The following is a 1,845-nucleotide window of genomic DNA, read 5'->3' on the forward strand; positions in this document are numbered from 1 at the left end:
GGCTTTTCTATTTGGCTCCCTCTACTGGACTTGAACCAGTGACATACGGATTAACAGTCCGCCGTTCTACCAACTGAACTAAGAGGGAATTATATGGTGGTGGGAGAAGGATTCGAACCTTCGAAGGCAGTGCCGGCAGATTTACAATCTGCTCCCTTTGGCCACTCGGGAATCCCACCGAAATTTAATGGTGCCGACTACCGGAGTCGAACTGGTGACCTACTGATTACAAGTCAGTTGCTCTACCTACTGAGCTAAGTCGGCACAAAATTTCGTTACATAGCATGTTAATAAATAACACTATGTCTTTATGTTGGCGGAGCGGACGGGACTCGAACCCGCGACCCCCGGCGTGACAGGCCGGTATTCTAACCAACTGAACTACCGCTCCAATTCTTTACGAAACTTGATTAAATCGAATCTCTAGAATTTGGCGGAGAGATAGGGATTTGAACCCTAGATACGCTATAAACGTATGCCGGTTTTCAAGACCGGTGCTTTCAACCACTCAGCCATCTCTCCAATGCCGCGAATAATATAGGGCTAACCTTCATCTGTAAAGCAATAATATTAAAAAGATTTTCAAGTGATCACCAATTAATCAAAACTTATTAATATTATTCAATTTGATGTTTTATAAAACAAATTGCGACAGCCACAATTGATTGATGTGTTGTGATTTAAAGAGTACCAACTGAACTAAGAGGAAATTATTATGGTGGTTGAAGCTAGCACTCTGCTCTCGCGATCTCGAAACTCAAAACTTGAAAACTCAAATCCTCGCTTCACCAAACTCCAAACGTAAAAAAGCCCGCAATTACTTGCAGGCTTTTCTATTTGGCTTCACTCTACTGGACTTGAACCAGTGACATATGAATTAACAGGCCGCTAAGCTTCCCAATAAAGAGCACCAACTGAACTAAGAGGGAATTATATGGTGGTAGAAGCTAGCACTCTGCACTCGCCACACTCAAACCCCAAACGTAAAAAAGCCCGCAATTGCTTGCGGGCTTTTCTATTTGGCTTCACTCTACTGGACTTGAACCAGTGACATGTAAATTAACAGGCCGCTAAGCTCCCCAATAAAGAGTACCAACTGAACTAAGAGGGAATTGTATGGTGGTTGAAGCTAGCACTCTGCTCTCGCGATCTCGAAACTCGAAACTCGAAAACTCAAATCCTCGCTTCACCAAACTCCAAACGTAAAAAAGCCCGCAATTGCTTGCGGGCTTTTCTATTTGGCTCCCTCTACTGGACTTGAACCAGTGACATACGGATTAACAGTCCGCTAAGCTCCCCAATAAAGAGTACCAACTGAACTAAGAGGGAATTGTATGGTGGTTGAAGCTAGCACTCTGCTCTCGCGATCTCGAAACTCGAAAACTCAAACTCTCGCTTCACCAAACTCTAGACGTAAAAAAGCCCGCAATTACTTGCAGGCTTTTCTATTTGGCTCCCTCTACTGGACTTGAACCAGTGACATACGGATTAACAGTCCGCCGTTCTACCAACTGAACTAAGAGGGAATTATATGGTGGTGGGAGAAGGATTCGAACCTTCGAAGGCAGTGCCGGCAGATTTACAATCTGCTCCCTTTGGCCACTCGGGAATCCCACCGAAATTTAATGGTGCCGACTACCGGAGTCGAACTGGTGACCTACTGATTACAAGTCAGTTGCTCTACCTACTGAGCTAAGTCGGCACAAAATTTCGTTACATAGCATGTTAATAAATAACACTATGTCTTTATGTTGGCGGAGCGGACGGGACTCGAACCCGCGACCCCCGGCGTGACAGGCCGGTATTCTAACCAACTGAACTACCGCTCCAATTCTTTACGAAACT

General features: G+C 44.9%; 10 tRNA genes. All 10 read right to left on the reverse strand.

Annotation, left to right across the window (positions count from 1 at the left end):
* Positions 1–12: 12 nt before the first annotated feature.
* The 10 genes from PAND9192_RS20055 to PAND9192_RS20100 all read right to left on the reverse strand — a co-directional run bounded on the left by PAND9192_RS20055 (position 13) and on the right by PAND9192_RS20100 (position 1,829).
* Positions 13–88: transfer RNA gene (locus PAND9192_RS20055), tRNA-Asn, on the reverse strand.
* A 6-nt stretch (positions 89–94) separates the two neighbouring features.
* Positions 95–179: transfer RNA gene (locus tag PAND9192_RS20060), tRNA-Tyr, on the reverse strand.
* 9 nt (positions 180–188) lie between these two features.
* Positions 189–264, reverse strand: a tRNA-Thr gene (locus PAND9192_RS20065).
* Positions 265–314: 50 nt separating this feature from the next.
* Positions 315–391, reverse strand: a tRNA-Asp gene (locus PAND9192_RS20070).
* 40 nt (positions 392–431) lie between these two features.
* Positions 432–522 (reverse strand) — tRNA-Ser (locus tag PAND9192_RS20075).
* 717 nt (positions 523–1,239) lie between these two features.
* Positions 1,240–1,329 (reverse strand) — tRNA-Asn (locus PAND9192_RS20080).
* A 121-nt stretch (positions 1,330–1,450) separates the two neighbouring features.
* Positions 1,451–1,526 (reverse strand) — tRNA-Asn (locus tag PAND9192_RS20085).
* 6 nt (positions 1,527–1,532) lie between these two features.
* Positions 1,533–1,617, reverse strand: a tRNA-Tyr gene (locus tag PAND9192_RS20090).
* Between the two features lie 9 nt (positions 1,618–1,626).
* Positions 1,627–1,702, reverse strand: a tRNA-Thr gene (locus tag PAND9192_RS20095).
* Positions 1,703–1,752: 50 nt separating this feature from the next.
* A tRNA-Asp gene (locus tag PAND9192_RS20100) sits at positions 1,753–1,829 on the reverse strand.
* Positions 1,830–1,845 lie beyond the last annotated feature (16 nt).

This window comes from Photobacterium andalusiense (assembly GCF_900185625.1).
Lineage (GTDB): Bacteria > Pseudomonadota > Gammaproteobacteria > Enterobacterales > Vibrionaceae > Photobacterium > Photobacterium aquimaris.